At 68.4% G+C, this 25,048-nt stretch carries 21 protein-coding genes and 1 pseudogene; 15 read left to right on the top strand and 7 right to left on the bottom strand.

Features of this window, described 5'->3' with window-relative positions:
* Positions 1 to 84: 84 nt before the first annotated feature.
* Genes ACYUED_RS23815 through ACYUED_RS23805 form a run of 3 tightly spaced genes read right to left on the bottom strand, consistent with a single transcriptional unit; the run spans position 85 to position 3,479 of the window.
* Positions 85 to 1,470: a UDP-glucose dehydrogenase family protein gene (locus ACYUED_RS23815; RefSeq protein WP_491284806.1), complete on the bottom strand. Its 1,386-nt coding sequence runs from the start codon at positions 1,468 to 1,470 to the stop codon at positions 85 to 87.
* A 20-nt stretch (positions 1,471 to 1,490) separates the two neighbouring features.
* On the bottom strand, positions 1,491 to 2,522 hold the full coding sequence (galE, locus tag ACYUED_RS23810; RefSeq protein WP_491284804.1) for a UDP-glucose 4-epimerase GalE: 1,032 nt from the start codon (positions 2,520 to 2,522) through the stop codon (positions 1,491 to 1,493).
* Between the two features lie 3 nt (positions 2,523 to 2,525).
* Positions 2,526 to 3,479, bottom strand: coding sequence for a UDP-glucuronic acid decarboxylase family protein (locus ACYUED_RS23805; protein ID WP_491284803.1), 954 nt, complete (start codon positions 3,477 to 3,479; stop codon positions 2,526 to 2,528).
* A 340-nt stretch (positions 3,480 to 3,819) separates the two neighbouring features.
* Between ACYUED_RS23805 and ACYUED_RS23800 the strand changes: the two genes are divergently transcribed.
* Positions 3,820 to 5,292 carry an oligosaccharide flippase family protein gene (locus tag ACYUED_RS23800; RefSeq protein WP_491284801.1) on the top strand — a complete coding sequence of 491 codons (1,473 nt, stop codon included), beginning with the start codon at positions 3,820 to 3,822 and terminating at the stop codon, positions 5,290 to 5,292.
* A 35-nt stretch (positions 5,293 to 5,327) separates the two neighbouring features.
* Here ACYUED_RS23800 and ACYUED_RS23795 read toward each other — a convergent pair whose 3' ends face one another.
* The gene (locus ACYUED_RS23795; RefSeq protein WP_491284799.1) at positions 5,328 to 6,770 is read right to left on the bottom strand and encodes a sugar transferase; all 1,443 of its coding nucleotides are present in this window, start codon (positions 6,768 to 6,770) and stop codon (positions 5,328 to 5,330) included.
* A 344-nt stretch (positions 6,771 to 7,114) separates the two neighbouring features.
* Between ACYUED_RS23795 and ACYUED_RS23790 the strand changes: the two genes are divergently transcribed.
* From ACYUED_RS23790 to ACYUED_RS23750, 9 genes and pseudogenes are all read left to right on the top strand, one after another.
* Positions 7,115 to 8,275, top strand: coding sequence for a glycosyltransferase (locus ACYUED_RS23790; protein WP_491284797.1), 1,161 nt, complete (start codon positions 7,115 to 7,117; stop codon positions 8,273 to 8,275).
* 59 nt (positions 8,276 to 8,334) lie between these two features.
* Positions 8,335 to 9,720 (top strand): O-antigen ligase family protein, encoded by a 1,386-nt coding sequence (locus tag ACYUED_RS23785; RefSeq protein WP_491284795.1) that lies wholly within the window; start codon positions 8,335 to 8,337, stop codon positions 9,718 to 9,720.
* Positions 9,717 to 10,790 carry an NAD-dependent epimerase/dehydratase family protein gene (locus ACYUED_RS23780; protein WP_491284794.1) on the top strand — a complete coding sequence of 358 codons (1,074 nt, stop codon included), beginning with the start codon at positions 9,717 to 9,719 and terminating at the stop codon, positions 10,788 to 10,790. The genes ACYUED_RS23785 and ACYUED_RS23780 overlap by 4 nt, the downstream gene beginning before the upstream one ends.
* Positions 10,787 to 11,581, top strand: a complete 795-nt coding sequence (locus ACYUED_RS23775; RefSeq protein WP_491284792.1) for a WecB/TagA/CpsF family glycosyltransferase — start codon at positions 10,787 to 10,789, stop codon at positions 11,579 to 11,581. The genes ACYUED_RS23780 and ACYUED_RS23775 overlap by 4 nt, the downstream gene beginning before the upstream one ends.
* 31 nt (positions 11,582 to 11,612) lie before the next feature.
* Positions 11,613 to 12,863: pseudogene (locus tag ACYUED_RS23770) on the top strand (glycoside hydrolase family 27 protein); the annotation flags it as partial.
* A gap of 159 nt (positions 12,864 to 13,022) precedes the next feature.
* On the top strand, positions 13,023 to 14,318 hold the full coding sequence (locus ACYUED_RS23765; protein WP_491284789.1) for an FG-GAP repeat domain-containing protein: 1,296 nt from the start codon (positions 13,023 to 13,025) through the stop codon (positions 14,316 to 14,318).
* A 202-nt stretch (positions 14,319 to 14,520) separates the two neighbouring features.
* Complete coding sequence (locus ACYUED_RS23760) at positions 14,521 to 15,999, top strand: VCBS repeat-containing protein (RefSeq protein ID WP_491284787.1); 1,479 nt, start codon at positions 14,521 to 14,523, stop codon at positions 15,997 to 15,999.
* Between the two features lie 576 nt (positions 16,000 to 16,575).
* Positions 16,576 to 17,559: a Yip1 family protein gene (locus tag ACYUED_RS23755; RefSeq protein WP_491284782.1), complete on the top strand. Its 984-nt coding sequence runs from the start codon at positions 16,576 to 16,578 to the stop codon at positions 17,557 to 17,559.
* 166 nt (positions 17,560 to 17,725) lie between these two features.
* Complete coding sequence (locus ACYUED_RS23750) at positions 17,726 to 18,166, top strand: peptidoglycan-binding domain-containing protein (protein WP_491294399.1); 441 nt, start codon at positions 17,726 to 17,728, stop codon at positions 18,164 to 18,166.
* A gap of 20 nt (positions 18,167 to 18,186) precedes the next feature.
* On the opposite strand, the gene ACYUED_RS23745 is transcribed toward ACYUED_RS23750, so the two are convergent.
* Positions 18,187 to 18,696 carry a phosphoribosyltransferase gene (locus ACYUED_RS23745; protein ID WP_491284779.1) on the bottom strand — a complete coding sequence of 170 codons (510 nt, stop codon included), beginning with the start codon at positions 18,694 to 18,696 and terminating at the stop codon, positions 18,187 to 18,189.
* Between the two features lie 642 nt (positions 18,697 to 19,338).
* Here ACYUED_RS23745 and ACYUED_RS23740 point away from each other — a divergent pair.
* From ACYUED_RS23740 to ACYUED_RS23725, 4 genes are all read left to right on the top strand, one after another.
* Positions 19,339 to 20,091, top strand: coding sequence for a helix-turn-helix domain-containing protein (locus ACYUED_RS23740; RefSeq protein ID WP_491284776.1), 753 nt, complete (start codon positions 19,339 to 19,341; stop codon positions 20,089 to 20,091).
* Between the two features lie 190 nt (positions 20,092 to 20,281).
* Positions 20,282 to 21,178: a thymidylate synthase gene (gene thyA / locus ACYUED_RS23735; protein WP_491284774.1), complete on the top strand. Its 897-nt coding sequence runs from the start codon at positions 20,282 to 20,284 to the stop codon at positions 21,176 to 21,178.
* The gene (locus tag ACYUED_RS23730; RefSeq protein ID WP_491284773.1) at positions 21,175 to 21,693 is read left to right on the top strand and encodes a dihydrofolate reductase; all 519 of its coding nucleotides are present in this window, start codon (positions 21,175 to 21,177) and stop codon (positions 21,691 to 21,693) included. The genes thyA and ACYUED_RS23730 overlap by 4 nt, the downstream gene beginning before the upstream one ends.
* Positions 21,690 to 22,148 (top strand): HIT family protein, encoded by a 459-nt coding sequence (locus tag ACYUED_RS23725; protein ID WP_491284771.1) that lies wholly within the window; start codon positions 21,690 to 21,692, stop codon positions 22,146 to 22,148. The genes ACYUED_RS23730 and ACYUED_RS23725 overlap by 4 nt, the downstream gene beginning before the upstream one ends.
* Here ACYUED_RS23725 and ACYUED_RS23720 read toward each other — a convergent pair.
* Together ACYUED_RS23720 and ACYUED_RS23715 are read right to left on the bottom strand one after the other, a co-directional pair.
* Positions 22,126 to 23,019: a deoxycytidylate deaminase gene (locus tag ACYUED_RS23720; protein WP_491284769.1), complete on the bottom strand. Its 894-nt coding sequence runs from the start codon at positions 23,017 to 23,019 to the stop codon at positions 22,126 to 22,128. The two genes, ACYUED_RS23725 and ACYUED_RS23720, sit on opposite strands and share 23 nt — an antisense overlap.
* 9 nt (positions 23,020 to 23,028) lie before the next feature.
* Positions 23,029 to 23,667 (bottom strand): adenylyltransferase/cytidyltransferase family protein, encoded by a 639-nt coding sequence (locus tag ACYUED_RS23715; protein ID WP_491284768.1) that lies wholly within the window; start codon positions 23,665 to 23,667, stop codon positions 23,029 to 23,031.
* A 225-nt stretch (positions 23,668 to 23,892) separates the two neighbouring features.
* Here ACYUED_RS23715 and ACYUED_RS23710 point away from each other — a divergent pair, with 225 nt between their 5' ends.
* Positions 23,893 to 24,978 carry a dCTP deaminase domain-containing protein gene (locus ACYUED_RS23710; RefSeq protein WP_491284766.1) on the top strand — a complete coding sequence of 362 codons (1,086 nt, stop codon included), beginning with the start codon at positions 23,893 to 23,895 and terminating at the stop codon, positions 24,976 to 24,978.
* Positions 24,979 to 25,048: the final 70 nt, after the last annotated feature.

Here is a 25,048-nt window from a genome sequence, read left to right as displayed (position 1 = left end):
CGTGCCATGCCCGGCCGACACTGAGCCGGAGACCGCTCACCCGGTCTCCGGCTCAGGTACGGGTCCGCCAGGGCGGTGCCGGGCTCACCCCACCTCGGCGGAGCAGACGGACGACACGGGGTCGACGGCCGTCTGCTGGCTCGGCAGCGGGGGCGGGGTCGGTCGGCCGAGTGCCCGCAGGGTCCAGCCGGCCGAGCGCCACAGTGCCGGGTCGAGGGCGTTGCGCGCGTCGAGGATCCTCCGCGCGGGTGTCACGGCGGCGAGGGCGGCGGGGTCGATCCGGCGGAAGGCGGACCACTCGGTCAGATGCAGAACGAGATCGGCGCCCTCGCACGCCTTGTCCACATCGGGGATGTAGTCGAGCAGGGGCAGCACGGCCCTCGCGTTGTCCATTCCCTCCGGGTCGTGGAGCCGTACCTGCCCGCCCTCCCGGTGGATCGCGGCCGCGACGGCGAGGGCGGGTGAGTCGCGGACGTCGTCGCTGTCGGGCTTGAACGTGGCCCCGAGGACGGCGATACGGCGGCCGGTGAACCCTCCGCCCACCATGTCCCGGGCGATGTCGACGGTGCGTCGCCGCTGCCGTGTGTTGATCTCGTCGATCTCGCGGAGGAACGACACCGCGTCACCGACGCCGAGTTCGTCGGCGCGGGCCGTGAACGCCCTGATGTCCTTCGGGAGGCAGCCGCCTCCGAAGCCGAGGCCGGCGGAGAGGAAGCGGCGGCCGATGCGGGCGTCGTGCCCGAGGGCGTCGGCCAGGGTGGTCACATCGGCGCCCGTGGCGTCGCAGACCTCGGCCATGGCGTTGATGAACGAGATCTTGGTGGCGAGGAACGAGTTCGCCGCGACCTTGACCAGTTCGGCGGTCGCCGGATCCGTGCTGATGTAGGGCACGCCGGCCCGCAGCATCGGTGCGTACACCGCGCGCAGGGTCTGGTCGGCCCGTTGCGACTGGATGCCGGCCACCAGCCGCTCCGGGCGGAGCGTGTCCTGGACGGCGAAGCCCTCCCGCAGGAACTCCGGGTTCCACGCGACCTCGACGTCCGTGTCCTGCGGGGCGAGCTCCTGGACGCGCGCGGTGAGCCGGGCCGTCGTTCCCGCGGGAACCGTGGACTTGCCCACGATGAGGCAGGCGCGGCGCAGCCGGGGCGCGAGGCCGTCGACGACGGCGTCGACCGCCCGCAGGTCGCAGGCCGGTGAGTGCCGGCGCTGCGGGGTGTTCACGCAGACGAAGTGCACCTCGCCGAAGGCGGCCGCCTCGTCGAGCGAGGTGGAGAAGCGCAGTCGACCGGAGCCGACGGTTCTGCTGAGCACCTCCTGCAGACCTGGCTCGAAGAAGGGGACCCTGCCCTCGGCGAGGGCGGAGATCTTCTCGGCGTCGATGTCGACGCCGAGGACCTCGTGGCCGATGTCCGCCATGCACGCGGCGTGCACGGCGCCGAGGTATCCCGTTCCGATGACGGTCAGACGCATCTCACTCGTCGCTTTCTGTGTCAGTTCGGGTAGCCCGACGGGTTGAGTTCCTGGAACCGCCATGCGTCCTCGCACGTCGTGGTGAGGTCCCTCGTCGTGGTCCAGTTCCAGGCCCGGGCCACGGCGCCGGCGTCGGCGACGAGGGCCGGCACATCGCCGGGCCGGCGGCCGGTGATCTCGTACGGGATCGACGTACCGGAGGCACGCTGGAAGGCGGCCACGAGTTCGAGCACGGAAGTGCCGTGTCCCGTACCGAGGTTGAAGACGCGCATGCCGCGGTCGTCGTCGAGGTGTTCCAGCGCGACACGGTGGCCCTCGGCGACGTCCATCACATGGATGTAGTCGCGCACCCCCGTGCCGTCGGCGGTCGGATAGTCGCCGCCGAAGACGCTGAGCCTGGGGAGCCGGCCGGCGGCGACCTGGGCGAGGTACGGCATCACGTTGTTGGGCATGGCCCCCCGGGGCACCTCGCCCAGCAGTCCGCTGGGGTGCGCGCCGACCGGGTTGAAGTAGCGCAGGGCCAGGACGGACAGCTCGGGCAGGTGCCGGCAGGTGTCGGCGAGTACCTGCTCGCAGAGCCACTTCGAGGTGGCGTACGGGTTGGTGGGGCGCGCCTGGTCCTCCTCGGTGAGCGGCACCTTGGTGGCGTTGCCGTAGATCGAGCAGGACGAGGAGAACACCAGGCGGTGGACTCCGTGATCGTGCATGGCGCGCAGCAGTGCCGTGGTGCCGCCGACGTTGGTGTCGTAGTACTCGACGGGCCGTTCGACGGACTCCCCGACGGCCTTCTTCGCAGCGAAGTGGATGACAGCGTCGATGGGATGCCCGTCGAAAACCCGGGAGAGCGCACGCCGGTCGAGCACGTCGATCTCGTGGACGGCGACCGGCGCCCGGCCGGCGATCTTCGCGACGCGTTCCAGCGCGCCGGGCGAGCTGTTGGAGTAGTCGTCGACGACCACCAGGTCATAACCGTGGTCGAGGAGTTCGACGCAGGTGTGGCTGCCGATGAAACCTGCGCCGCCGGTCACCAGGACGGTGGTGCGACCGGCCATGGCTCACATCCCCCCGTCGGTACTGCCGGACGCCCGGCTGCTGAACCACTCCACCGTGCGCCGTACGCCGTCCGCGACCGGTACTTCCGGGTGCCAGCCGAGGTGCTCACGGACCCGGGCGATGTCCGGGCGGCGGCGGACCGGGTCGTCCGTGGGGAGCGGGTGGTACTGGATCTGCGAGTTGGACCCCGTGAGGTCGAGGACGAGCTCGGCGAGATCGGACACCGTCCACTCCTCCGGGTTCCCGAGATTGAACGGCCCGGTCTCGGACGAGTCCAGCATCGCGACCAGGCCGCGGACCAGGTCGCTCACGTAGCAGAAGCTGCGGGTCTGCTTGCCGTCGCCGTAGATGGTCAGCGGTTCGCCGGCGAGGGCCTGGGCGATGAAGCTGGAGACGACCCGGCCGTCGTGGGGGCGCATGCGCGGGCCGTAGGTGTTGAAGATCCGGATGATTCCCACGTCGACGCCGTGGCTGCGCCGGTAGGCGAGGGAGACGGCCTCGGCGTACCGCTTGGCCTCGTCGTACACGCTGCGCGGCCCGATCGGATTGACGTTCCCCCAGTACTCCTCGACCTGAGGATGGATCAGGGGATCGCCGTAGATCTCGCTCGTCGAGGCGAGCAGGAACCGGGCGTTGTTCCGGCGGGCCAGTTCGAGGGCGTTCTCGGTGCCCCGGCTTCCCACGGCGAGGGTCTGCAGGGGCAACCGCAGGTAGTCCGGCGGTGACGCGGGACTAGCGAGATGGGCGACGGCGTCGACCGGACCGGGGACGTCCGCGGCGACGCTCACGTCGGTATGGATGAATCCGAACGCAGGGTAGTTCTGCAAGTGTGCGATGTTCTCGGGCCGCCCCGTGCTGAGGTTGTCGAGGCACACCACGGCGTCTCCGCGCCGCAGCAATGCCTCACACAGATGTGAGCCCAAAAAACCGCCCCCGCCGGTCACGGCAACGCGCATGGCTTTTCTCCATGAATTCAGGAAGGGGGAGATGATCTGCAAAAACAACGAAAAGGATATGAGCAGATTCTTACTCCGCGTCAGGAGAGCGTCTGCGGCCATGCACTGTTTGGCCGGTACCCGAGGGCAACATGCCAGGACGCACAGTCGTCAGCGCGCGCACCTATCACTCTCACGTGTGAATGGGCACCTCGCGCGTCGCGCATTTCGCCGCGCTGTATCACTACTAGGCCTGCGGGGCTACTTCGCCCGGGGTTCGCGTGGCGGCCGGGGCTTTCTCGAAGCATCGCGAGAGAATCCTGTCCCCATGACGCAGCTGACGTCCGTCACAGTCCGTGGAATGCGCTGGACCTCTCTCGCCGGCGCGGCCGCCGCCGCCGTGCAGATTCCCTGTGCGGCCACGATGGCCCGGCTGCTCACACCCCAAGACTTCGGCCTGATGGCCCTGGCCTACCTGGTGCCGCGTTTCGCTCACCACTTCGCGCAGGGCGGCCTGAGCTCCGCGTTGGTCCAGCGCCCCTCACTCACCGATCGCCACGTACGCGTGATCCTCGCCCTGGCCCTCACTGTCGGCACCTGCTCGTCCGCGGCGGTCTGGTTCATCGCGCCGTACGGCACCGAGCTGGTCCGCGGTCCGGCCGAATTGACCGGCATGATCCGGGCGCTTGCCCTCTCGATGCTGATCGCGGCTCTGGGCGCCCCCGCCACAGGACTGCTGAGCCGCAGTATGCGATACCGGGCAGTCGCCTTCACCGACTTCTTCTCCTTCGTCGTCGGCTATTGCGGCGTATCCATCTCATCCGCACTTCTCGGCGCGGGAGTGTGGAGCCTGGTCTACGGCACGCTCGGATGGAATCTGCTGCTGACCCTGCTGTCCTATCTCATGGTTCGGCACTCGCTGCGTCCTCTGTTCGACGTGCGTGCCATGCAGGACATCATGCGCTTCGGCGGGAAAGTATCGGTCAACGGTTTCCTGGAATACCTCACGTCGGACTTGCCCAAGCTCGCCATCGGCCGCTACGTGGGCGTCGCCGCCGCCGGGCTCTACGATCGCGCCGCACTCCTGGCGTCGTTTCCGCTGCAACAGATCCAACAGGCGGCAAGCAAGGTGCTCCTGCCCGCCCTCAGCCGCATCCAGCACGAGACCGGTCGACTGGCCGCCTTCTACGCCGACTCCACGTCCGTGACCACGCTCGTCCTCTTCTCCCTGTGGGCGGTGATCGGCGCGAGCAGCGAGCAGTTGGTGGCGCTGCTGCTCGGCGGCCAGTGGCGGGGCAGCGCGGAGCTGGTCCCGATCCTGGGCCTGGTCAGCGTGCTCAGCCTGGTGGCGCAGTTCTCGGGCACGCTCCTGGAGGCCATGGGCTCGGTGGGACGCAAGGTGATCATCCATCTGGTGCAGCTGCTGGTTCTCATCGCCGGCACGGCCGTCGCGCTGTTCCTCGGCTACGGAGTTCAGGCACTGATGATGGCGATGCTGGTGAGCCAGCTCATCAAACAGGCCCTGTTCTACGTCTGCTTGAACCGGCTCTTCCCCTCCGCTCGGCGGCCGGTCGCGGAAGGGTACGCACAGGCTGTCGCTCTCTCCGGCCTGATCTGGGTCACCTTGTGGTCCGTTCAGGGGGCACTCGCGGGCAGCTGCCCCGGGACGGTGATCCTCGCGGGCAAGCTGGCGGCCGCAGCCGTACTGGCCCTGTGCTGTGTGCGGTACGGCGCGGGTCTGCACGGCGTGCGTGTCGCCCGGGAACGCGGCCTGCTGCCCGCTGCGCTGACGAAGGCCGACCGCGCCGGTTCACAGGGGGTTTGGTCCGGCTGACGGCGGCGCGGCGCTACCCGGCGCTCGATCATCGCTCAATAGGCACCGTTGCCCTCGACCACGGCCCGCAGCGTCCGGCACAGGATGCCGAAGTCGACGGAGGGGGACCAGTTGTCGACGTAGCGCAGGTCCAGGGCGACGGTCTCGTCCCAGGACAGCTCGGAGCGCCCGCTGACCTGCCAGAGACCGGTGAGCCCCGGCTTGACGCTCAGCCGCCTGAGCTCCACCTCGTTGTACTCCGCCACCTCGTCGGGCAGCGGTGGCCTGGGACCCACCAGGGACATGTGCCCCTGCAGCACGTTGAACAGCTGGGGGAGCTCGTCCAGTGAGAAGCGCCGCAGCACGCGGCCCACCCGCGTGATCCGGGGATCGCGGCGCATCTTGAACATCAGTCCGTCGTGCTCGTTGGCCCCGGCGAGCTCGTGCCTCAGCTGTTCGGCGTCGGCGACCATGGTGCGGAACTTCGACAGGTTGAAGTGGTAGCCGCTCTGTCCGACGCGGATCTGGCGGTGCAGGATCGTTCCCGGCGAATCCAGTCGTACGGCGATCGCCACCGCGGCGAACACGGGGGCGAGCAGCACCAGCAGCAACGCGGCGCCGATCCGGTCCGTCACCGCCTTCAGCAGCAGGGCGGGGCCGCGGCGGATGGGCGGGGCCACGTGCAGCATCGTCAGGCCTGCCGAGGACGAGACGCTGACCCGGCGTCGTACCACCTCGGTCAGACCGGGCACGACGACGAGCGGGCGGCCGTCCTGGTGCACAGCCCACGACAGGCGTCGCAGTCGCTCCGAGGCCATGCTCGGTCCGGTGACGACGAAGACCAGGTCGACCTCCAGCGTTCGGGCGGCCGCCAGCACCGGCGAGGAGTCGTCGGACAGCCGCGCCGGCGTCTGCCTGTCCAGCCGTGCGGTGACCGGAGCCACCAGGTTGAGGGCGTCGTCGCCGATCTGGCACGCGCCGACCACGACGAAGGCGTGGTCGGTGCGGCGCGCGAGATGGTTCACCAGACCGTCGAGAGCGGCCGCCTCACCGATCACCAGAGCACGGCGGACGGCCCGTCCGGCACGGCGCCGGGCCAGCAGGTGACGGTGGGTCAGCCCTCGGCACGTCGCGGTGGCCGGGAGGCATGCGAGCAGGCCCGCAAGCGCCAGATGGAAGGAGGGATGCTCACCGGTCTCCGCTCTCACCACGGTGAGCAGCGACACCAGGATCAGCCAGTCGCGCAGCAGTGCGGCGGCGTTGCCGCGCTCTCCCAGGTTTCGCCACGCGTACCGCGCGCGCGAGGCCCCTACCAGCACCCACGAGCCGGCCACCACCGCCGCGCACCGCACGGCATGCGCCTCACCGGCCAGGTGCAGGGTCGTGTACACCGGCGCGGCCGCCCCCGCGGCGTCGACGATCAGTGCGGTCGGCAGGTACCAGGCGGGCTTGCCGTCCCGTCTTCGTCCGGCGCGGGGCGGCTCCCGGTCGGACCGCACCCGTGCATGCCCTGGCAGCGGCACAAAAGGCACGTCTCCGCGAACAGTCACGGTCACCCTCTCCAACCGGCTCCAACGGATTGCTGCGGGTCCGTGCACCTGTCCGAGGTGCAGCAGCGGCGGACGCACGCAGCCGAGTGTGTCCGACGGATGCGCGGTGGGGCGGGTGGCGACGCTCACCCCGGAAGAACGATCACCCGATAAGAAGCATCGGGGGGTGTCCGTCGCGCCTCGCTGCGCCAGGCGAGTGGACTCACCACAACGCTCTCCCCAAAGCGTCGACTGAGGGGCATCGATTGCGCGAATTTGTCACTCATGCCCGGAATCATCGAAGGCGCCCTGTCATGAAGATCGCGGTGGTACACAGCTTCTACTCGTCCGCACATCCCAGCGGGGAGAACGGAGCCGTACAGGACCAGGTGCGTGCCCTGCGGGCGGCGGGCCACGAGGTGGAGTTGTTCGCAGCCCACACCGATGAACTGGCACGAGACGTGTTCTACCCGCTGCGGGCAGCGGCCCGGGTGGCGTCCGGTCGAGGCAACAACCCACTTGCCCGACTGCGTGTGTACGCACCCGACGTGGTGCACGTCCACAATCTGTTCCCCAACTTCGGGCGCTCCTGGGTACGGCACTGGGACGGCCCGCTCTTGGCGACTTTGCACAACTACCGACCCTTGTGTGCCGCGGCGACGCTCTACCGCGCGGGAGCCGTATGCACTCGTTGCCCTGACGGCGACTCATGGGCGGGTCTGCGGCACGGCTGCTATCGCGATTCCCGGGCCGCGACCCTTCCCCTGGCCTGGGCCGGACGGCACGGCCCCGCGCAGGACCCGCTGCTGGCCCGCGCGGACCGGCTCGTCGCGCTGTCCCGGCTCAGCGAGCGAACGTACCGGCGGGCTGGTGTGTGTGCCGAGCGCCTGGTACTCGTACCCAATTTCGCCGACGCACCGAGTCCGGGTGAGGCGCCGCCCGACGACACGGGCCGTTGGCTCGTCGCCGCGCGCCTCACGGCCGAGAAGGGTGTGCTGGAACTGCTGCGTCAGTGGCCGCAGGACGAGCCGCTGGACATCGTCGGCGACGGCGAGCTCCTCGCCGCCTGCAAGGCGTCAGCTCCCCCCTCGGTCCGCTTCCTCGGCCATCTCGACCGAGCCGAGCTGCGCCGTCGTATGCCTTGCTGGCGCGGCCTTGTCTTCCCCAGTCGCTGGTATGAGGGCGCGCCCTGCGTGGAGGTCGAGGCGCTGGCAGCGGGGCTGCCGATCCTGGCCTTCGTGGGGTCGTCGGTCGCCGAGTCGGTGCGAGAACGCGGTACCGGCCTGGTCACGGCATGGGACCGGCCGCTCCGCTCCGCCTTGTCGGACGCAGCCGCCCGCTTCCCGTCCCTACGCGCCCACTGCCGGCAGGTGTACCTCGATCACTTCACGGAGCGTGCCTGGACCAACCGGATCACCGCTGCGTACGAGGAGGCGGCACACGCCGCCGGCGGGCGTGTCAAGGCACCCGCATAGGGAGGGTGTTGGGCAGGGCGGCTTGGAAGGGCGAGTGATTCGTGAGCACGGGAGTGCAGATGGCGTACCCGCAAACCGATGTGGCCGGACGTCCGGATGCGGGCCACAGGGCGGCAGATTCGCAGGGAACCGGCCGAAAACCCGTCCCCGACCGCGGGTTGGTCGCCGGAATGGTCGTGGTCGCCGTTCTGCTCACCGGAGGCCGCTGGATTTCCCACCTGCACCTGGGTCCGCTGTACCTCGCTGACGGCCTGCTCGTGCTCGCCTTCCTGCACGCCTTCTGCACGAGATTCATCTCCGACAGGCAACGGGCTCCCGTCCACAGGCCGGGATTTCTGGTCGGGCTGCTCCTGCTGGTGGTGGGATTGCGGCTACTCGCCGTGCAGGGTGATGTGCTGATGGCCGCCCGTGACGCGGCGCCCTTCGCCTATGCCGCGATCGCCTACGTGTCCGGGGGCTCCTACCAGCTGGTCGGTGAACGCGGCAGGGAACGCACGGCCCGGTTGATCCATGGCGGACTGCTGCTGCATCTGGCCTGGATGGTGGTGGCGACCCTCGCGCCGCAATTCGTAGCGACACTGCCCGAAGTGGGCAACACGCGCATCTTCGAGATCAGGACCGATTTCGACGTGGCGGTGCTCGGAGTGCTGGTGGGCCTGTCGATCCTGCGGATCAGACGGGGCCGGGTCTGGCTGCACGCGTCGGTGGCGACTGCGGCGCTCGTGACGGGCCTGGCACAGGTGAACAGGGCCGGTCTCCTGTCCTGCGCGGCCTGCGTGCTGGTGGCCGTCATGTTCAGAGCGGGCAGGAACGGTCGTCTTACCCTCCGCGCGGTGCTCCTGGGAGCAACCGCGGTCCTCGCCGTGACCATGACGCTTCCGATGTCCCCGGCCGGCCAACGCCTCCTCGCGCTCAACGCGGGTCCGACATCGTCCTCGGAGATCGTGGAAAACGCTCAGGGCACCACGCGCGCACGTCTGATCGCGTGGGAGCGGGTCGTGACATACACGCTCAACGATCCGGCCCGCACGACGATCGGCGTGGGCTTCGGACCGGACTTCCTTCAACTGTCCAACGGCGACCTCCTCATCGGCCGGGGACTGGGAGTGCGCTCCCCCCACAACTACCTGGTCACCTGCTTCGCCCGACTCGGCGTCATCGGTCTCACCGTCGTCATCGCCCTGCTGGCCAGTCTGCTGGCCACGACGATCCGGACCATCCGCAGAGGGCCGCCCGACGAGCTGACGTCCCTGTGCGTACTGCTGGTGATCTCCCTTCTCATCGCGGCCCTTCTGGGCGTCATCCTCGAATCGCCCTTCGGCGCCGCTCCCTTCTTCTGGGCAGCAGGAATCCTGCTCGCGGGCGATCGGTCACGACGGGCCCGCGCCCGGCGGGAACCGCACCAGAACCCCCTTGTCCGCTCTCCTCAGGAGGTGTTGGTATGACCGTCGCAGTGGTGACCGGCTCCGCCGGTCTGATCGGTTCCCAGGCGGTACGGCACTTCGCAGGCCTGGGACTCGACATCGTCGGCATCGACAACGACATGCGCGCCCGGTTCTTCGGGCCGGAGGCGTCGACCGCGTGGAACGTGACGCGGCTGTCCGAGGACTTCGGCACGGCCTATGCGCACCATGACGTCGACATCCGCGACCGGGAAGCGCTGGCCTCCGTCTTCCGAAAATACGGCCGGGACATCGCCGTCGTCATCCACACCGCGGCGCAGCCGTCCCACGACTGGGCGGCGCGCGATCCGTTCGCGGATTTCGACATCAACGCCGCAGGCACCCTCAACGTCCTGCAGAACGTTCGCGAACACTGCGCCGACGCGCCCCTGATCCACTGCTCCACCAACAAGGTGTACGGCGACCGCCCCAACGCCCTGCCGATGGTGGAGCAGGAGACACGCTGGGAAATCACCGCCGGACACCGCTACGCCGCCGGCATCCGCGAGGACATGCCCATCGACGCCTGCCTGCACTCGGTCTTCGGCGCCTCGAAGGTGGCCGCGGACATCATGGTCCAGGAATACGGCCGCTACTTCGGACTCAGAACGGCCTGCTTCCGCGGCGGCACGCTCACCGGCCCGGGGCACTCCGCCACGGAACTGCACGGCTTCCTCGCCTATGTGATGCGCTGCGCCATGGAGCGGCGCACGTACAAACTCATCGGGTACAAGGGCAAGCAGGTGCGGGACGCCATCCACAGTCGCGACGTGGTCACCGCGTTCGAGGCGTTCTTCCGCAACCCGCGCAGCGGCGAGGTGTACAACCTGGGCGGTGGCCGGCACTCCAACGCCTCCAACCTCGAGGCGATCGCGCTCGCCGAGAAGATCTCGGGAAACGCGATGGACGTCGAGCACGTCGACACACCCCGGACCGGCGACCACATCTGGTGGATCAGCTCCAACGCGCGTTTCCAGGAGCACTACCCGCAGTGGCAGTTGACGCACGACGTGCCCATGATCATGAACGAGATCCACGAGGCCAACGCGGACAGATGGGTCCCGGTCCGGTGAAGAGGAACGTTCTGGGCGTCCTCGTCGACGTCACGAGGTACGACGAGGCGGTGGAGAGCGTGCTCGCCGCGGCCCGGCAACGCCGCCCGTTCGCCGTCACCGCGCTGGCCGTCCACGGTGTGATGACGGGCGTACTGGACCGGGAACACGGCGCCCGCCTCAACTCCTTCGACCTGGTGACCCCGGACGGCCAGCCCGTGCGCTGGGCACTGAACGTGCTGCACGGTGCGGCTCTCACCGACCCGGTGTGCGGCCCGAACCTGACGCTGAACCTCCTTGGCTCCGCAGCCGACGAGGGCATCCCGGTCTATCTGTACGGCTCGACCGAACAGACGCTGGATCGGCTGGTGCTGAACCTGCAGAACCAACTGCCGATGCTGAAGGTCGCCGGCCGAGAGGCGTCAAAGTTCCGCACCGCACGTCCTGGTGAGAGTGAGGAGATCGCCGCCCGGATCAGGGCCTCCGGGGCGCGGATCGTCCTGGTCGGACTCGGCTGCCCGCGCCAGGAAGTGTTCGTGCACGCCATGCGTCCGCTGCTGCCCATGCCGCTTCTCGCGGTCGGGGCCGCGTTCGACTTCCACGCGGGGAACCTGCGCAGGCCTCCTCTGTGGATGCGGAAACGTGGATTGGAGTGGCTGTGGCGGTTGGCTCTGGAACCCCGTCGGCTGTGGCGGCGTTATCTCTTGCTCAACCCGCACTACCTGCTGCTCCTCGCGGCACAGTGGGCCCGGCTGCGACCGGTCCCCCCGATGCCTCCCACGACGGACAGGCCGACCGAGTTCCCTGTGTAATGCGTTGAGCCCGGCAAGAAGGAACATAACGATGCGTCACATCCTCAATCCCAGACCCCGTCCGACAGCGATCCGGGCCCTCACCGTCGCACTGCTCGGTGCTGCCGGACTCGTGGCTTCGCCAGTCGCGTCGGACACCGTCCGCCCAGCCGACATGAGCACCGAACGCCTCGTCGACGACGGCCTGGCGCGGACCCCGCCGATGGGTTTCAACAACTGGAACGCGACCTTCTGCAGTGCCGCCTTCAACGAGGAGACGGTCAAGGGTGTCGCTGACGTCTTCGTCGAAAAGGGCCTCAGGAAGGCCGGTTACCAGTACGTCAACCTCGACGACTGCTGGGCGCTGCCTCAGCGCGACGCGAAGGGCAGGCTCGTACCCGACCCCGCACGGTTCCCGAAGGGCATCAAGGCAGTTGCCGACTACGTCCACTCCAAGGGTCTGAAGCTGGGGATCTACACCAGCGCCGGCACCAAGACCTGCAACAACGAGACCGGCTTCCCGGGCGCGCTCGGCCACGAGTACAGCGACGCGAAGCAGTTCGCCGCATGGGGCGTCGACTACCTCAAATACGACAACTGCAACAACCAGGGCGAGGACGCCCCGCGGCGGTACACGACGATGCGTGACGCCCTGAAGGCAGCCACCCGGTCGACAGGGCGTCCCATCGTGTACAGCATCTGCGAGTGGGGCGGGACCAAGCCCTGGGAGTGGGCGGCCGGCGTCGGCCATCTGTGGCGTACGACCGGCGACATCGGCGACAGTTGGGCGTCCATGCTGTCGGTCATGAAGCAGAACCTGCCGCTCGCCCGGTACGCCGGCCCCGGCCACTGGAACGACCCCGACATGCTCGAGGTCGGAAACGGCGGGATGACGGACGTCGAGTACCGCACGCACTTCTCGATGTGGTCCGTGATGGCGGCGCCGCTGCTCATCGGCACCGACCTGCGCAAGGCGTCGGACGCGACGCTCGCGATCCTCGGCAACGAGGACGTGATCGCGGTCGACCAGGACCCGCTCGGCAGGCAGGGCGAGGTCGTGTCGTCCGAGGATGGGCGCTGGGTCGTCGCCAAGCAGATGCAGGACGGCAGCCGTGTGGTGGCACTCTTCAACGAAGCGGAGCACGACCTGCGGATCGCCACGACGGCGTCGGCCGTCGGGCTGCCGGACGCGGACGGGTACACCCTGCGCGACCTGTGGCAGCACCAGAGCCACCGCACCGCGGGCACCATCGCGGCGACCGTGCCCAGGCACGGGACCGTGCTGCTTCGCGTGTGGGCAGACGGCGGCCGGCACGCCCTGTGACTCTCTCAGCTGCGACCGTACTCACCGGGCCCACGCCCGGTTGAGCTGCGACCGATTCTCGCACCCCGCCTCTTACCACCCATCTCGAACACGTGCATCATTGCGAGGTCGTTGTCGATGGTGCTGACGAGGTGAGCGGTGCGCGGGCGAAGAAGCGGGGCGGTCACTGCGGCGGCGCTCGGTTGTCTCCTCCTCCTCGCCGCCTGCGGCCCCGGCGCCGAGGGCGGAGCGGGAACCGCCCACACCACCCCCGTACAGATCGCCGACGCCCCCGCCGAACTCCCCGTCCCGCACGGCAAGGGCAGCAGAACCCCCGACGACTTCAACGGTGACGGGCACCGCGACCTCGTGCTCGACGCGCTCGTGAAGGCCCAGAGCCATGCCGACGACGCGGGCATCGGTGTCGTCTACGGCAGCGCGCGCGGACTCGCCCCGGGCGCACGGCAGTTGATCAGTCCCGTCAGGTACGCGGCCCGCGCCAAGGGCCAACTGCCCGCCGTCTTCGACGCGGAGGCGAGCTGCGACCTGGACAAGGACGGCTTCACGGACCTGGTCGTCTCGACGGACCCGCCCTACGACGGCCAGGGGCGCCCCCCGGTCCCCCTCCAGGTCCTCTTCGGTTCGCCCCGCGGGCTGACCCACGCCGTCACGCTCACCGTCCCCGCCGCAGCCCGGTTCGGCAACGACTGGCCCGACCAGCCGGTGTGCGGCGACTTCGACGGCGACGGCGCTCAGGATCTCGTGCTGCACGCGTCCGGGGAGCGACTCAGCTGTCTGCGCGGCCCGTTCAACCGTAAGGGCGCTCCTCGCGCGGCCGGGGCGCCCGTGCCCTCGCCGGGCGAGTTCCCCACGGGCCCGGCGGCCGACGTCAACCGGGACGGCTACGACGACCTGGTGGTCCGTGCGGCGGAGGGCACGAGCAAGGCGTCCCTCGTCCTCGGCGGCCCCGACGGCCCGACCCGCACCGGCACCGCCCTGCCCGAGGGCATCGACATCGCCCTCGGCCGCTTCGGCAGAGGCGCCGCCCTGGACGCGGCGGTCGGCGCGATGGGGGAGACCGCCCTGCGCTACGACCTCCCGGCCGCCACCCGTGCCACCCTCGCCTCCCCCGGCTCCATGCTCGACGCCGCCGACTTCGACGGCGACGGCCTCAGCGAACTCGTCTCCAGCGGCTCGCAGTTGCGGGTGTTCCGGGGCCGTACGACGGGCCTGTCCACGGCGGGCATGGTGACCGTCGCGCCACCGGCCCACGGCACCACCCGGGTAGTGGCCGTCGGCGACTTCGACGGCGACGGCCGGGCGGACCTCGCGGTGCGCACGTACCGGGGCGAGACCAAGGACACCGTCGCCGTCTATCGCGGCGTGAAGAAGGGGCTGGTGGCGGCCCACCCCGCGGTCACCTTCTCCAGCTCGGAGTTCCTGGCGGACGCCTGACGGCACACGGCCCGCCCCTCGCGTCACGGCAGCCCCGAAAATTAACCGAACTCACGTACAACCCTTACGCCCCATCGCAGGTCTCCTGATCGCCGACCGGCCCGTTAACCCGAGACCAACTCCCGGAGAACACGGGCCGGCGTGCACCCCATCGACTGTGGATGCCCGCCAGGCATCCCCGCATGCCGCAGGAGAAACCCGCATGCACAAGCCTCTGCGACTCGCCCTCGCGACGGCCGCCGCCGTCGCTCTGACGGGCGGATTGCTCACCTTCACGGCCGTGACCTCCACGGCCGCGGACTCCACCTCCGTCCCGCAGGCCGACTTCAACGGCGACGGGATCGGCGACACCGCCTTCTCCGCCGACGGCGCCTATGTGAACGGCAGGAACGGCGCCGGACAGGTGGTCGTCCTCTACGGCACCCAGACCGGCGTCTCGTCCGCAAAGCGCTCCACCATCAGCCAGAACACCGCCGGCAGCCCCGGCACCGCCGAGGCCGGCGACCGCTTCGGCGGTGACACCGCGTACGCCGACTTCAACGGCGACGGCTACGACGACATCGCCGTCGGCTCCCCCGGTGAGGACGTCGGCAGCGACAAGGACGGCGGCGGTCTCGCCATCCTGTGGGGCTCGGCCTCCGGCATCACCGGCAAGGGCGTCTCGGTCGCCGACCCGGCCCCCACCGCGCACGACTACTGGGGCAAGAACCTCGCCGCCGGCGACTTCGACGGCGACGGCAAGGCCGACCTGGCCGTAGGCAGCTCCGCCGCCACCGTCTACGTCCTCAAGGGCGGCATCAACGCCTCCGGCGTGCCCGGCGGCAAGTACACGATCAAGCCCCCGATCATGGGCGCCGACGCGAACGGCCCGCTCAACCTGACCGCCGGAAACATCAACGGCGGCCCCGAGACGGACCTGGTCATCGACGGCTTCGAGACCGACACCGACTACGGCTGGAACAAGAACTACTACGTTCCCGGCTCCTCCAGCGGCCTGAACATGTCCTGGTCACAGACGCTCAAGCCCGGCGTGATCACCGCGATCGGCGACATCGACCACGACGGCTACGGCGACATCGTCAGCGGCGCCTACTGGAACCCCACCACCGAGGACGGCACGACGGTCCCCGACTCCGGCAAGGGCGGCAAGGTCTGGGTCACCTACGGCTCCGACGGCGGCCCGATCACCACCAACCCCACCGGCATCACCCAGGACACCGGCAACGTCCCCGGCACCGCCGAGGGCAACGACTTCTTCGGCTACGAGCTCGACCTCGGCGACGTCAACGGCGACGGCTTCCTCGACCTGGCGATCGGCGTGGCCGGCGAGAACATCGGCAGCGCCGCCAACACCGGCGCGGTCACCGTCCTCTACGGCACCGCGAGCGGTCTGGACACCGCCTCCGGCGCCCAGTCCTTCGCCCAGTCCACCGCGGGCGTGCCCGGCAACGACGAGGACAACGACTACTTCGGCCAGGACGTCAAGCTCGACGACGTCACCGGCGACGGCAGGGCCGACCTCCTCGTCGGCTCCCGCGAGAACGCCGACAACGGCGCCGTGACCTACCTGCCCTCCGACGGCACGAAGATCGTCACGTCCGGCTCGCGCACGCTCTCCCCGAGCACCTCGGGCGTCTCGACGACGGGAACACCGTTCTTCGGCGCCAACTTCGCCGACTGACCGTCCCCGTACCGGAGCCGGGCCCTCACCCTCGGGCCCGGCTCCTCTTCTCTCCCCCGAGCCCCCGCCCTGCGCAAGCACACCCTCCTGCCGGCCACCGCACTCACCACCGGCCTGCTCGCCGCAGCCCTCCCGGGCACCACCGGATCTGCCGCATCCGCCGCCTCCGCCACCCCCTCCGGTCTGTCCGGCGACTTCAGCGGCGACGGCTGCGCCGTCGCGATCGGCGCCTCCGGCGAGAACGCGGGCGCCGGCGCGCTCACCGTCCTGTACGGCTCGACCTCCGGCCCCGGGACGGCCGGTGCCAAGACCCTCACGCAGAACACCCCTGGGATACCCGGCAGTTCGGAGAAGGGCGACCGCTTCGGCGCCCGCGCCACGCTCACCAGGGGCACGGGGCTCACGGTCTCGGCGCCGGGCGAGAACTCCGGCGACGGCACGGTCCGGTCCCTGCGCGGTGCGACGGCCCCCGGCGCCACGAGCTTCGGTCCTTCGGCCACCGGCGTCCCCACCACGGGCGCCCCCAACTACGGCTCGGGGCTTCCCTAAGGGGTCACCCGCACGTCCCCTTAGGGGATGTCACAGCTCGGCCGCAAAGCCGGGCCCGAACCGCCGGGCCCGGCCCGTCACTCTGCGGGACCAGGTACGTTCGAAGGCGTGGCTGGATTCAGGATCGGACGCGGCGCCCGGAACAACGGAGCTCCGCAAACGCGACCGCAACAACCCCCGTACGGACAGCAGGCACCGCAGGGCCCGTCGTACGGCTATCCCCCCGCGCCGCAGCCCCACCCCGGGCAGCAGCGGCACGGGAACGGCGGCGGCCAGTGGCCGCAGGGCAACGGCGGCGGGCACGGCGAGCCGGAGTACTTCGGGGACGGCGGCGGCTACGCACCGCAGGGCACCCCTGACCCGTATGCGGCGAACAACCCGGGCCACACCCAGGCGTTCTCGGTCGGCGAGGACCAGTACAGCCAGGGCGGCACCTACCGCGCGGGCTCGGCCCCCGCGGCCCCGGCAGGCCCCCGCCTGCACTGGAAGGACCTGCTCCGGGGCATCGTCCTGTCCCCCGCCCAGACCTTCCTCCAGATGCGGGACTACACGATGTGGGGCCCGGCCCTCATCGTGACGTTCCTCTACGGCCTGCTCGCGGTCTTCGGCTTCGACGGCGCACGGCATGACGCGATCACCGCCACCCTGGCGAACGCGGTCCCGATCGTCCTCACCACGGCCGTGGCCCTGGTGATCTCGTCCTTCGTGCTGGGCGTGGTCACCCACACCCTGGCCCGCCAGCTCGGCGGCGACGGCGCCTGGCAGCCCACGGTCGGCCTCTCCATGCTGATCATGTCCCTCACGGACGCCCCCCGCCTGGTCTTCGCCATGTTCTTCGGCGGCAACGCGACCTTCGTCCAGGCCCTGGGCTGGGCGACCTGGGTGGCCGCCGGCGCCCTCCTGACCATGATGGTCAGCCGCTCCCACGACCTGCCCTGGCCCAAGGCCCTGGGCGCCTCGGCGATCCAACTGATCGCCCTGCTGTCGATCGTGAAACTGGGCACCTTCTAACCCCCACCACCGCCGGAAAGGGGCTCCCCGCACCAGCGGAGAGCCCCTTTTCCCACATCACCCCGACGGGAAGCGACGGTGGCGGTGTGGTTTGCGAGCACAGAGTGCGAGATGCAACGGGAGATACGCGGGCGCACGATGGGACGAGGCGCACCTTTCGGAGGTGATGAGGATGCGACGAGCATTCATCGCCGCCGCGACGCTGATTCTTCCGCTCGCCCTTTCAGGCGGGCCGGCCGCGGCGGCATCACAGGACACTCCACCGTCCGTCACCGCCCAAGTGACCGGCGCGCGGGCTGCGCACGCCGCCAGACATCCCGGGACGCTCGTAGCCCAAGGGCCCGACGACATCTGCGACTTCACCAATCGTCGGCCGAACCTGCAGCGCGGCTCGGAAGGAAGGGCCGTCCGACAGGCGCAGTGCTACCTGAATGCGGCCATAGGAACAGACCTGGCAGAGGACGGAGACTTCGGCCGGGCTACTCGGAACACGACGAGGTTCTTCCAGGAATGCGCTGACATCGCAGTCGACGGACGCATCGGGGCGCAGACGTGGTCGTTCCTCTCCTTCTGGGCCAACCAGGCCGACGCCCCGTTCGACTGCTGACCCGGTTCGGGAGAGTCCGCTCAGAGCGCTTCCCTCGACGGAGTGACCGGCTCCCCCGACTTACGTACTACGGGCAGAACACTCCACGGAAAGTTGATCCAGTCATCGGTCCGCTTCCACACGTACTCGCACTTCACCAGGGACTGCGACTTCTCGTAGATGACGGCGGAGCGGACCTCGGCGACGGTGTCGAGGCAGAAGTCGCGGACGAGCTTCAGCGTCTTGCCGGTGTCTGCGACGTCGTCGGTGATCAGCACCTTCTTGTCGGAGAAGTCGATGACGTTGGGGACCGGCGCGAGCATGACGGGCATCTCCAGGGTGGTCCCCACGCCCGTGTAGAACTCCACGTTCACGAGGTGGATGTTCTTGCAGTCGAGGGCGTAGGCGAGCCCGCCTGCGACGAAGACGCCCCCGCGCGCGATGCTCAGCACGACATCCGGCTCGAACCCGTCGTCGGCGACGTCCTGCGCGAGCTCGCGTACGGCGACGCCGAACGCCTCGTAGGTCAGGTTCTCCCGCACACCGCTCATGCCGCCGCCCTCACACCCTGCGTCCGATGGAAGTCCGGGTCGGGCCGGGAGGCGGTGGGGCCGCGCTCGGGACGCGCTTCGATGTCGGAGAAAGGCACGTCCCGAGGATACGCAGAGGCCGGAGGCACGACACCGGTGCCTGCCGCTAGTGCCTCTCCAGAGCAACCGGCACCACACTGCGCAACCGGGCACATCCTGGGCACCTGATGAGCCGGCCAGGACCGAGTCGCTCGGCCTGCTGCATCGGAAGCGAGGCTGTGGTGAACACGTGCCCCTCGGCACAGCGGACGACAGTGCGTTCCATCAGGTCCCAGAGTCCCTTCCCCAAGAGCGGTGTCCGGCTGCCGGCTACCCGCCGACCTGCCGGCTACCTACCTACCGACCGACAAAAGCCACGTTACGGCATCAAAGGGATGGCGCTTCCAGCGGCGCCCCACCCCGTCGGAGCCTTCCGCAGCGTCTCCACCGTACGCCCCAACTTCCGCTCCGCGCGGGCATGTCCCGCTCCTGACGCGCACTCAGACGCCCGCCGCCTCGCCCCTGCGCGGGCGGCCGGCGCTCCGGTCCGCCCCGGGAGCGGTGGGGCGTCAGAGTAGTCTGGGGGCGCACATGGGATCTGGACGGCAGGACGGAATTCGAGCGATGACCCTTCCCGACCGCCTGTCCTCGGCGGCCCGAGAGCCGAGCGTCCGGACTCCCCAGGCCCCGCACAGCCACCTCGACGCCTACCTGGCGTCCGCCCTGACCGGACTGGACACCGACGAGCGCAAGTACCTGTTCGAGATTTCCGACTCGGTGGCCGACGTCTGTGCGCACAACAACGTTCGGCTCTATGAGCCCAGAAAAGTCACAGACCCGGTCCACCACACCACCGTGCCGGACGTGGAAGTCTTCAGGACGGACCGCCACCGGGTCATCAACTCCGACTTTCTCATTTACCTCGCACACTATCCGAGTACGGGTGCGGGGCAGGAACTCGTTTTCGCCCAGGAAGCCATCATCCCGATTGTGGTGGTCGCACATATCGACACCAGGATCAGTCGCATGGTGACCGGAATCCCGGGACCCCTCGCGCTTGTGCGATACGACTCGATTTCGCGGCTGGAGGAGCAGCTCAATCTGGAGATCGCTGAATTGCGACCCAAATTGCTGCAGCGCAGGACGGCCCTTGCGGACCTCGAACAACATCGGGTGGGCGCCCGCATCAAGGAGTTGCGCGAACTGCGGAACATGACCCGTCGACAGGTCGCGGAATCCACCCGGATCCCGGATGCCTTCAGCGCTGATCAGCTCAGGGACTGGGAGCAGAACAGCGACAGGGTGAACAACCTCAGCCTGACTTATCTGCAGGAGATCGCCTCCGCTCTGAGTGTAAGCATCAAGGATCTCATGTAGGTCTCCAGGTCTCCGCGGGCCTTTGGAATGACCTTTGGAATAAATTTCGGGTTTGGCCTTCGGGTGTGGCCCTCGGGTTGACCTTTGGGATGGCGAGGAAAATGACCGTGCGGAGAGTCGGTAAGCACGGCTGCTAGCATGACCTAGCCCTGGAGAAGAGAATGGAACCGGGCCCAGTGAAGGGAATCTCGTGAAGTATGTCGCGTATGCGGACCGTGCACCGGATTCGCAATATCGTACGATCTTGGGTGCCATCCTGGAACACGGCCTCACGTCACCCACGCGACAAGGCCCGGATGCCCTGACCCTTATGCAGCAGACCATGAGCTTCGAATTGGCAAATGGGTTTCCGATCATCACCGACAGAAGCATCTCCAGGTTCTGGCGCAAACCCATCGGGGAACTCTGCGCATTCATCAACGGGGCGACAACCCTCGATGAACTGGCCGAGTTCGGGTGCGACTGGTGGGGGCCCTGGGCCAGTGAGGCGAAGACGTCGCGTCGCGGTCTGCCGCCGGGTGATCTGGGGCCGGGCTCGTACGGTGGGGCGTTCCACGATTTCCCCACCGTGGAAGGCGAGGGCTTCGACCAGTTCAAGCACCTGGTGGAGCAGCTGACCGAGCTCCCGAACGACCGTACCCACTTCGTCAGTCCGTGGATTCCGCAGTACCAGATCCGCGGGGCGGGGAAGATTCCGCAGACGACCATTTCCCCCTGTCACGGCTGGGTCCATGTCAGGGTCATCGCCGGCCGGCTCCATCTGCACATGTTCCAGCGCTCCGGGGACGTTCCCGTCGGTGTCCCGTCCAACATGATTCAGTACGCGGCCCTGCTGTTGATGCTCGAACACCTCACGGGCATCCCCGCCGCGCGCTACTACCACACCATTTCGGACGCCCATGTCTACGAGGACCAGGTCGACAGCGTGAAGGTCATGCTGGACCGGGAACCGCGACGTCTGCCGACGGTGACGCTCAACGAAAGCGGTCGCCAGGTGACCGATATCCATGACTTCCGCGGTGAGCATTTCGACCTGTCGGACTATGACCCGCATCCGGCCATCGGCGCCATTCCGGTGGCGACATGAGAAGGTCTTTGATCGTCGCCGCCTCGGAAAACGACGTCATCGGTCATGACGGAGATCTGCCGTGGCACATACCGGGAGATCTGCGGTACTTCAAGGAAGTCACCCAGGGGCATGCGGTGGTGCTCGGACGTCTCACGCATGAGTCCATCGTCGCGCGCCTGGGTCGTCCTCTTCCCGGCCGCACCAGCGTGGTGGTGAGCGCGACCCCGCGCCCCGGCTCGGCGGACGTCCACTGGCAGCCCTCGGTCACGTCCGCCCTGGCCAGGGCGGAGGAGCAGGAGAAGGCGTCCGGAGACGGGGAGGTCTTCGTGATCGGCGGGGCCTCCGTCTACCAGCAGGCTCTTCCCAGCATCGACAGGATCTACCTGACGCGTGTGCACGCGCAGGTGGAAGGCGATTCCCGGATGCCGTCGGGATGGCTGGAGGGCTTCGCACCGACGTCGCGCGTCGACGTCGCCGCAAGCGCAATGACGTGGGCCCACTCGTTCCTGCGTTTCGAAAGGGTGCCCGTGTGACCCTGTACTACTTCGGCAATTGCCGGACCGAAGAGCAGCGGGCGGAGATGGAGCGGCTGGACAGCGAGGGCATCTGCCTCTTCTGCCCGGACGTCATCCGCAGCCATGAGAAACAGCAGATCCTTTGGGAGACCGCCCACTGGATGGTCACACCCAATGAATTCCCGTACGCCGGGACCCGGTTGCATCTGCTGCTCATCCCCAAGGAGCACGTCACCGATCTGCTCGAACTCTCCCCCGACGCCCGCGCCGACTTCTGGGAAGTCCTCGCGTACACGAAGGAGAAGTACGGCATGGGCCACTACGGCCTGGGCGCCCGCAACGGCGACTGCCGGTACACGGGCGGGACCATAAGGCATCTGCACGTGCATGTACTCGTCGGCGAGGGCGAGGTCGCGGCCGACGAGGACTTCACGCCGGTGCGGATGAGATTCAGTTCGTCTCCGGGCCGCTAGCGGCGCCGGCGGCATCACCGTGACCGGGTGTCATGTCGACCCAGATCAGCTCGACGCCCCCCGCACGCAGGATCTCCTCCCCGTCCAGCATCGAGTACGGACCGGCGAAGAAGCACTTCTGGAACCCTGTCTCGACCACGAGCCGGGCACAGGCAGGACAGGGGAACGTGCTGACGTAGAGGTCGGATCCCACCAGGCTCAGTCCGTCCCGTGCGGCCCGGGCCACCAGGGACGCCTCCGCATGGATGGCGGTGGACAGATCCGGCCGGACGCCTCTGCTGAAGTCGTTGCGCGGGTCCCCGTCGATGTACGGCGTGTACTCGGTCGGGTGGTGGTGGTTGTGAGCGGCCCGCAGGACGTGGCCGTCGCGCGCGGCCACCGCGCCCACCTGCCGCCACCAGTCCGAACTGCGCCGCGCCTCCCGCTCCGCCCGGGTCATGAACCGCCGGTCCAGATGCGACCGTGAGATCCGGTAGTCGAATCGGGCGGGCTTCGTCGCACGGCTCCAGTCGCGGTCCCAGCGCAGGAACGTCGACTCGAAGCGAAGCTCGGCCTTGTCCGGGAAGGCAGGGAGTTCGACGAGCCGGTGCATCATTTCCTCGTCGGGCAGTACGACCAGCTCGGCGACCACGGCGCCGGCCAGATCAGCCGGCTCGATCACCCGTACACGAGTGTCCGGAACGATCAGGCGGGCATGCTGCGCCGCGCGCTCCGGGCTCAGGCTCCGGATGTCCTTCGCGAGCTTCGGGAAGACCTCGCTGAACTCCCGGCCGAGAATCAGGATCTCGTCGGAGTCCGCATGCCGGTTCAGGAATGCCTCGTAGCCGGCGTGCACCACCGGCAGGTACAGGATCGTCTGCTTCACTGGCATGCCGGACCTCTACGTGGGGCTGCCGGGAGAGGCGTCTGCAGGCCGCTGACCAGTGCCTTCGTCGTCTCCCTGTTCGGTGAGACCCAGTTGGAGGCGGCGCAGGCGGGCCGAGGTGCTCACGGTCGCCATGCGATCGAGGACCTCGACGCGGACGCAGTACTTCGCCTCGAGATCAGCGATCTCCTCGGCGGTGTAGGTGTCCGCCGTGGCAACCAGCACGTCGGGGCGGACGGCGTCGATGAGGGCCCAGCGGGGGTGGTCGACCTGCTTCAGGGTGACGAGGCCCACGCCGCGCTGATGTGTCACCATCCGCAGCCGTTCCATCTCTGGTACGGCCGGGCGGTTGGGACCCTTCCGCCGCCGGATCTTCTCATCACTGTCGAGCCCGACGATAAGGAATTCGCCATATTTACGGGCGGCCTCGAGATACATCGAGTGGCCCTCGTGGATAATGTCGAAAGAACCACTCGTCAACACGACCCGCATACCCAGAACGCGAAGCGCATCGACGATTTCCGTGATTTTTTCGTAACTCTCCACGAAACGCAAGTCGAAGTGGGATTCGTCTGCGAATAGGTCTTTACCGAACATGGGATCCTCGCGAATCAAGCCATTGACCCATTGGGCTTTTACTGACCTGCTCGTCATTTCCTCTTGGCCTCATCGGGATCTGTCTGGGGGAAGGCTCGTTAATCACGCATTCTTGTCGAATCTCGAGGTCACCCTACCCCCTCCGACTCCGCGGTAACGCCTCAATGGTAGCCGCGCAGCTTACCGCCGCGCCTCCGTGCGAGGGGGCCGCATGCCCGAACGGCCCGTTGCCGCGGTCCGCCCCCACTCGCATCGTCAGGCAAAGCGCCGCAAACTCCTTCCGTGGCAAGCGAGTTCACCGTAAGGTTGGCTCCGCTCCGGACCACCAGAGAAGGTCAGGTAATGGTTGCTGAAAGCGATCGGCGTCCGCACCGTCCAGGTTGCCTCCTCTCCCCACAAGATCTACTCACCGAGCTCCAGAGCTCCGAACGCATCTTCCGGTCGGGGTCGTGGAAGCCCGAACAGTTGCTTGGCGCGGGCTACTCGGTTCGGCTGGGTGACGACCTGCTGGTAATTCCGGACAACCCCGGGGAAGCCAGGTACACGGCAATCAAGGGCGACAAGGTGATGCCCGAGTTCACCCTGGCTCCGGGCGACACCGCGCTGATATCCACGATCGAGAAGTTCTCGTTCGACTTCGACGTCACGGCGACCATCGGCGACAGGTTCGGTCTGGCCGCCAAGGGACTCCTCGTCCTGCACGGCTCGACGGTTCACCCGGGCTACGGCCGTGAAGTGGACCCGGAAAGCGATGGCTGGCGACTGAAGACCGACGAGCGCCTCTATTTCATCGTGGCAAATGTCGGCCCGAAGAACATCACCATGCGGAAGGGTGATGCGATTGCCTATCTGCAGTTCTTCGACATTGAGCGGGCGCCCGAGAACCCCGTGGCCAACGTGGGATTCGACTACCTGAGCACCCTGTTCGGGGCGGGCGAGCACGGGGAGGACGGCGGGCTCTCCTACTTCCGCAACGTCAAGGACCTGCGCACCGAAATCGACATTCAGCGCCAAAGGGTCGACCGCGAGATTGCGGACATGGGGCGCGCTGTCGAGACCAACCACGCGGAGATGAAGAACCGCGTGACCGACGCCCAGACCGCCGTGGACCGCGTCACCAACACGAGCAACATGATCGTCGTGTTCGGCGTGTTCCTGATCGCGACCACCCTGCTGGGGATCGTACTGGTGATGCTCGGCGACCTGGTCGACAAGCTCTCCGACCTGGACGTCTGGAAAATCGCGCTGCTCTCCGTGCTGGCAACGCTGTACGCCGGAGCCACGGTCACAGGGGTGGTGCTGGTGGCCCGGGCGGCGGCAAAGGCGATCCAGCCCGGGACGCCGCCAGGAACCACCGACGACGGGTGACGACCCGTCGTCGGCAACGAGGCCTGGAGCGCATGGATCCAGGCCTCGTACTGTGCGGATGGGGTAGAGT

The sequence above is a fragment of the Streptomyces sp. DF42 genome (assembly GCF_058267695.1).
This window is presented reverse-complemented; position numbering and strand designations above follow the sequence as displayed.

Excerpts from the sequence above, each read along its gene's own strand:
- ACYUED_RS23815 (WP_491284806.1), bottom strand. The coding sequence starts at position 1,470 with ATGCGTCTGACCGTCATCGGAACGGGATACCTCGGCGCCGTGCACGCC.
- galE (WP_491284804.1), bottom strand. The coding sequence starts at position 2,522 with ATGGCCGGTCGCACCACCGTCCTGGTGACCGGCGGCGCAGGTTTCATC.
- ACYUED_RS23805 (WP_491284803.1), bottom strand. The coding sequence starts at position 3,479 with ATGCGCGTTGCCGTGACCGGCGGGGGCGGTTTTTTGGGCTCACATCTG.
- ACYUED_RS23800 (WP_491284801.1), top strand. The coding sequence starts at position 3,820 with ATGCGCTGGACCTCTCTCGCCGGCGCGGCCGCCGCCGCCGTGCAGATT.
- ACYUED_RS23790 (WP_491284797.1), top strand. The coding sequence starts at position 7,115 with ATGAAGATCGCGGTGGTACACAGCTTCTACTCGTCCGCACATCCCAGC.
- ACYUED_RS23785 (WP_491284795.1), top strand. The coding sequence starts at position 8,335 with ATGGCGTACCCGCAAACCGATGTGGCCGGACGTCCGGATGCGGGCCAC.
- ACYUED_RS23780 (WP_491284794.1), top strand. The coding sequence starts at position 9,717 with ATGACCGTCGCAGTGGTGACCGGCTCCGCCGGTCTGATCGGTTCCCAG.
- ACYUED_RS23760 (WP_491284787.1), top strand. The coding sequence starts at position 14,521 with ATGCACAAGCCTCTGCGACTCGCCCTCGCGACGGCCGCCGCCGTCGCT.
- ACYUED_RS23755 (WP_491284782.1), top strand. The coding sequence starts at position 16,576 with ATGTCACAGCTCGGCCGCAAAGCCGGGCCCGAACCGCCGGGCCCGGCC.
- ACYUED_RS23750 (WP_491294399.1), top strand. The coding sequence starts at position 17,726 with ATGAGGATGCGACGAGCATTCATCGCCGCCGCGACGCTGATTCTTCCG.
- ACYUED_RS23745 (WP_491284779.1), bottom strand. The coding sequence starts at position 18,696 with ATGAGCGGTGTGCGGGAGAACCTGACCTACGAGGCGTTCGGCGTCGCC.
- ACYUED_RS23740 (WP_491284776.1), top strand. The coding sequence starts at position 19,339 with ATGACCCTTCCCGACCGCCTGTCCTCGGCGGCCCGAGAGCCGAGCGTC.
- ACYUED_RS23730 (WP_491284773.1), top strand. The coding sequence starts at position 21,175 with ATGAGAAGGTCTTTGATCGTCGCCGCCTCGGAAAACGACGTCATCGGT.
- ACYUED_RS23720 (WP_491284769.1), bottom strand. The coding sequence starts at position 23,019 with ATGCCAGTGAAGCAGACGATCCTGTACCTGCCGGTGGTGCACGCCGGC.
- ACYUED_RS23715 (WP_491284768.1), bottom strand. The coding sequence starts at position 23,667 with ATGACGAGCAGGTCAGTAAAAGCCCAATGGGTCAATGGCTTGATTCGC.